The 5,230-nt window shown below is 24.5% G+C and carries 7 protein-coding genes; 3 read left to right on the top strand and 4 right to left on the bottom strand.

Annotated features, from left to right (window positions below; all coding sequences use genetic code 11):
* The 4 genes from RR430_RS08805 to RR430_RS08795 all read right to left on the bottom strand — a co-directional run.
* The coding region (locus RR430_RS08805) for an accessory gene regulator B family protein (RefSeq protein ID WP_332483256.1) at window positions 1-335 on the bottom strand (335 nt) is incomplete at its 3' end.
* Window positions 322-1,401, bottom strand: coding sequence for a GHKL domain-containing protein (locus tag RR430_RS08800; protein ID WP_332483257.1), 1,080 nt, complete (start codon window positions 1,399-1,401; stop codon window positions 322-324). The genes RR430_RS08800 and RR430_RS08805, both read right to left, overlap by 14 nt.
* Before the next feature lie 197 nt (window positions 1,402-1,598).
* Window positions 1,599-1,961: a LytTR family transcriptional regulator DNA-binding domain-containing protein gene (locus tag RR430_RS09330; RefSeq protein WP_442879641.1), complete on the bottom strand. Its 363-nt coding sequence runs from the start codon at window positions 1,959-1,961 to the stop codon at window positions 1,599-1,601.
* Between the two features lie 111 nt (window positions 1,962-2,072).
* Window positions 2,073-2,294, bottom strand: coding sequence for a response regulator (locus RR430_RS08795; RefSeq protein ID WP_332508940.1), 222 nt, complete (start codon window positions 2,292-2,294; stop codon window positions 2,073-2,075).
* A 542-nt stretch (window positions 2,295-2,836) separates the two neighbouring features.
* On the opposite strand from RR430_RS08795, the gene RR430_RS08790 reads away from it, so the two are divergent.
* The 3 genes from RR430_RS08790 to RR430_RS08780 all read left to right on the top strand — a co-directional run.
* On the top strand, window positions 2,837-3,583 hold the full coding sequence (locus RR430_RS08790) for an ABC-2 family transporter protein (protein WP_332483259.1): 747 nt from the start codon (window positions 2,837-2,839) through the stop codon (window positions 3,581-3,583).
* Between the two features lie 7 nt (window positions 3,584-3,590).
* A complete protein-coding gene (locus RR430_RS08785; RefSeq protein ID WP_332483260.1) occupies window positions 3,591-4,388 on the top strand; it encodes an ABC-2 family transporter protein in 798 nt (265 codons plus the stop codon).
* A gap of 9 nt (window positions 4,389-4,397) precedes the next feature.
* The coding region (locus RR430_RS08780) for an ATP-binding cassette domain-containing protein (RefSeq protein ID WP_332483261.1) at window positions 4,398-5,230 on the top strand (833 nt) is incomplete at its 3' end.

The raw sequence follows: 5,230 nt of genomic DNA, 5'->3' as shown, positions 1-5,230 counted from the left end.
TAAGATAGTATTGAAATAATTTTATATAGAATAGAATTGTTATATGTAATTCCAATAAAAATAGATATAAAACAAATTCCATTAGTAATGAAGAAACACATAAGGTATGTATCTGAATGATATCCACCACAAAATGTTCTAATCAAAATCAAAAATATCATAAATTCTACTACTTGTTTAGTCGTATGTGTAGCAAATGAGATAATTAACATAGATAGAACTAAAATAAATTGACTTAAAAATAATTCAACACCATACCTTAATCTATTTAATGGATAAAGATTATCTAATGACTCATTTAGATATATTGCAATTTTTTCACTAATGTTTCTCATCGACAATTACCTTTGGAAATAAAATTTTGAAGCTAAATAGATAATTAGTTTGATCGATATGGTAACTTCCTTTGAATTTACGAATAATGGAATAAATATTTTTTAGACCATATCCATGTGTTCCATTATTTTCTTTTGAAGTGATAGTGATATCACTGTATTCTGATTCTATTGAGTTTATCACCTCAATTACATAGAAGTATTCATTTTCTAATACAGTTATTTCAACGATTTTTTTATTAGATTTTAATGAACTATATACCGCATTACTTAACAAGTTTGAAAATAGAATGCAAGTGTCTAATTCATTGAGTAAAGATAAAGAGGTATTTATGTCCACTGTGAATTGGATGGTTGAATTCTCGGTGATGAAGTTATTAATTATACTATCCAATACAATGTTATTACTATAAACCGTTGGGGATATAGAATCTGTCTTTTCAATTAATTGGTCAATAACGTCTATTGCCTTATCATATTGTTTATCGAGAATTAATGTTTTAAATAATTGGAAGTGATATTTTAAATCGTGTTTTATCATGATGATTTCTTCTTTATTTATATTTAAGTTAATTTCATATTCTTTGTAAAGTGCCATAATATTACTGTTATATTGATTAATTAAATTACTTTTTTGAATATCATTATATTTGTTTAACATAATAACTATAATAATAAAAATGACTATTAATAGAAATGATGTTACTAGAGATAGTATTCTAGATGAATTCTTTTGAATTGTAAGTACAAGTGAGTATTGTGCAACAATTATAATAAATAGAAATATTAGTAGTGAAAAGAAGACAATGATATTTTGTTTTTTAATAATTTCATTATTATTTTTATGCTTTCGAATTAGTAATACAAGAATTAGAGGGATTAATTTATTAAATATACCTCCAAAGAGATAAATCGAGGGATCTGTAAGTAGTGCAGTAGAAGATAACCCACTAATTAGTGATATGAGGTTGATTGTAATAATTGAAGTTATTCCAACAACAATAAATAATGCAAGAGATAAAAATATAATTTCTTTTTTATGTTGTTGAAATAGAAAAAAACACATGAGAATTCCTATGGAAATAAGCAAAATTGAACTTAAGGTATTTGAAAATATTTGAGCTAGTACAACATTAATGATCGAAAAGAGAATTAAAACAAACATATTAATAGTGTTTGGATATTTTTTATCTATAAATATATCGCATAATATAAAAAGTGTATATAGTTCAAGGAAGCAATAAATATAGTTTAGGATAATCATTAATAATTCCTCGCTTTTGTTAAACTAACATATTTGGAATAGAAATCTTTTTTTCTATATTTGCTTAATAAAAAAGCTTTTTTTATGTTTTTGACAAAAATTTGATTGTCTTTTATGGATATAATTTTGTGCAAATTTATAATTGTTGAGCGATTAATCTGGAAAAAATCATCATTAAGAATACTGTGTATAGAACTTATCTTTTCATTTTTTAGTATATAAATTTCGTTTTTTGCATGTAATTCAACTTTTCTATTAATAACTTCGATTGCAGATATTTGATTGTTTTTTAAAGTGATATATCCATATCGAGTTTGAAATCTATGGATTGATTGTATAAAATTGTTTTCAATTTTTTTCAAAATATTAGGTAATTGTAAATCAATTTTAGATTTTTGAATAAATCCAATTACGTTTATATCAAAACAGTTTAGTATATATTTATCTTGATTGGAAACAAAAATAATTAAGCTTTAAGAATTATTGTTCTTCAAAAAATCATGAATCTCTATTCCGCTTAAGGAAGGCATTTCTATATCTAAAAATATTACATCATATTCTTGGGAGAAATATTCTTTACAAAAGAGCTTAGGGTCAGAGTATGAAGAAAGTGAATATTTATCGGTATTTTTAAAATATTCAGTAAATGAATTAAGAAATAATGTGTCATCATCAACAATCGCAATTTTTATCATCTTAAATATCCTCTCTAATATATCTTAATTTTATCATGAATTGATCTTTATATTATTCTAAATTGAAACTATTCGAACCAAAAAAATGACTATTCGAACATAGAATATTGTTTTGAGTAGTTTAAATAATTATGATGTATCTAAAGAAAGAAAGTTGAGTTGTGAAATGAAACGTTTTGAACTTGTTATGATTAGCAATGATGTTTGTTGCATTTTTAGATACTGATAGTAAATAAATTTCTTATTTGCGTTTGTAAATGAAAAATAATGCAGGTTAAATTGAAGAGTAATGTGTAAAATTATGGAGTAAGCTTTCTTTCTATCATCTTACTTATTTTGCGATAACTGCATTTATATTCTTATTTTATAAAAAAGAATGTGCATTAATGAATTTGGAGAAATACGGTAATATAACAAGTAAGTTTTAACATGGATTTTAGTATTTATACAAATTGTGAGGAAGATATAAAACTGTTAATAACTATGTGCAATTAGTTTTTGGAGCAAATTTTGCTCCTTCTTTATTTAATAGGAGAGAGAAAATGTTTATTGAGATTATTAAGTTACAATTAGATAAACTTAAAATGTATAAAAACAGTGTGTATTTAAATTTATTTTTTTTAGCAATAACAATATTTGTTGAATTTTCTGTATTCTCGATATTTAATGAATTTACTAATGATTTATTGGTTTATATTTTGATTTCAACGTCAATTTTTCAAGCGTCAATGACAACTCTTATTCCTGAATTTTGTAAAACGATAAAAAAAGGAGAAATTAGTAAATATTATATACGTCCAATTGATATGTTTTTATATATTTGTATGGAAGATTTTGGAGAGTCATTGAAACGTTTAATACAAGGAATAACATTTATATTACTGGGAATTTTGATATCATTATTTTTCAATAAAGTAAATATTTATTTTGTATTATTGTTTTTAATATCATTAATTTTAGGATTGATTATTGCTGTTTTAATATCAGAAATGGTTTATTCATTTGCATTCGTTATCCATAATTACAATTCGCTAAAAGCTATTCTGACATGTATAAGTTCATTATTTTCGGGAGCTTTAATTCCGTTTATTCTTCTACCAAATGCTTTTGTTGAGATTGCACAAATTACACCGTTCGCATTTGTTATTGACATACCTATAGGTTTCTTAATTGGTACAAGTAGTATTGGTGATTTAAGTCTACAAATTCTATGGATAATCATTTTATATCTAATAGGGAAATGTTTTTTCTTGAATAATACTAAAAAAATACAAATATATGGAGGGTAATAAATCGATGACTGTATACAAGTATATTAGACTTTATTTTAGTATTGTTAAGGTTAGTGTAGAAAGCCAGTTGTCATATAGATGTGATTTTATCCTTCAATTAATTATATGGACTATATATTCATTTGTGAACTTCATTGGCTTATATTTATTAATGATTAATTATGTTGAAATTGGAAGTCAAAATTTTATAGAAACAATCTACATGTTCGGATTGATTACAATTTCATATAATTTGGCAAGAATGATTGCAAGATCATTTGATAACTTTCATGTTTTGACAATGACAGGTGATTTAGATGTTTTTTACATTAGACCATTACCAATTATTTTTCAAATAATTTCATCTAATTTATTTTTAAGAAGAATTGCAGGAATTTTTCAAGGAATCGTAGTATTAATTATTTACTATCAATATGTAAATACACCTATTTACAATTTTGCATTTATAACTAGTTTAATCATATTAAACACGACAATTATGTATGTTGGATTGCTAATATGTTATGGAGCCCTTTGTTTCGTTTCTGAAAATGGTAACTTATTCCTAAATTTATTTGTGGATACTTCATCTAATATTGGTTATTATCCCTTAAAATATTTAACGGGTATTGTTAAGTATTTTTTGATAATAGTAATTCCTATATATTATGTGGTTTATATTCCAGCCACATTGTTGATTAGTGCAGATCGTGGTATTTGTTTTTCTATTTTTATTTCAAGTGTCATATCGATGATAATATTAGGATTGTCTGTAATTATTTTTAATAGAATGAGTAAGAAATATCAGAGTGTAAATAGTTAGGAGATAAGTATGATAAAAGTTAGAGAAATATTTTTTAAGTATGCAAAGGAAAATAAAGAAGCACTCAGCGGAATTAACATGAATATTTTGAACGGTGAAAGTGTTGCGTTATTAGGTTTTAATGGTTCAGGTAAGTCTACATTATTAAAGGTGATGCTAGGGATATTAAGCCCTAGAGAAGGAGAAATTTCGTATGATGATATAAACATTTCGAACAATAGAATAAGAATTGTTAGGGATATTGGAGTAGTATGGGGACAAAAAAGTAATTTATGGTGGGATGTATCAGTAAAAAGAAGTTTGCATATTCTAAAAAAGATATACAAACTTACCGATAAACATTTTGAAACTAAAATAAATGAATTGGATAGCAAATTGGAAATCAGAAAATATTGGGATAAACCACTTAGAAAACTTAGTTTAGGTCAACGCGTCAAATGTGAAATAGCAGCTGCAACATTGCATAATCCAAGCATTTTATTTTTTGATGAACCATTTATTGGGTTAGATTTTATAACGAGAAATGAAATTATTAAATTGCTTAAAGAATATAAACTAAATAATAGAAATTCAATACTTGTTCTTACTTCGCATAATATCAAGGATATCGAGGAATTATGTAGTAGAGTGATATTGATGGAATCAGGGTTGATAATTTGGGATAACTCTATTGATAATATTCAAAAGAAATTCTATAGAAAAACAATTTCCATTAAACATAACAATGAAAATTTGAATATAAATAGCACATTTAATGGAATCAATATTGAGAAAGTAAATATTGGGTTTACTAAAGTTATTCTCAATAATATAAAAGATAATGAAGTTATGATTATAAAAGA

Origin of the sequence: Anaerorhabdus sp., from assembly GCF_036641015.1 — a bacterium.
Lineage (GTDB): Bacteria > Bacillota_I > Bacilli_A > Erysipelotrichales > Erysipelotrichaceae > Anaerorhabdus.
This window is presented reverse-complemented; position numbering and strand designations above follow the sequence as displayed.

What these genes read in the sequence shown, in the direction of transcription:
- RR430_RS08795 (WP_332508940.1), bottom strand. Translation starts at nt 2,294, where the DNA reads ATGATAAAAATTGCGATTGTTGATGATGACACATTATTTCTTAATTCA.
- RR430_RS08790 (WP_332483259.1), top strand. Translation starts at nt 2,837, where the DNA reads ATGTTTATTGAGATTATTAAGTTACAATTAGATAAACTTAAAATGTAT.
- RR430_RS08785 (WP_332483260.1), top strand. Translation starts at nt 3,591, where the DNA reads ATGACTGTATACAAGTATATTAGACTTTATTTTAGTATTGTTAAGGTT.
- RR430_RS08800 (WP_332483257.1), bottom strand. Translation starts at nt 1,401, where the DNA reads ATGTGTTTTTTTCTATTTCAACAACATAAAAAAGAAATTATATTTTTA.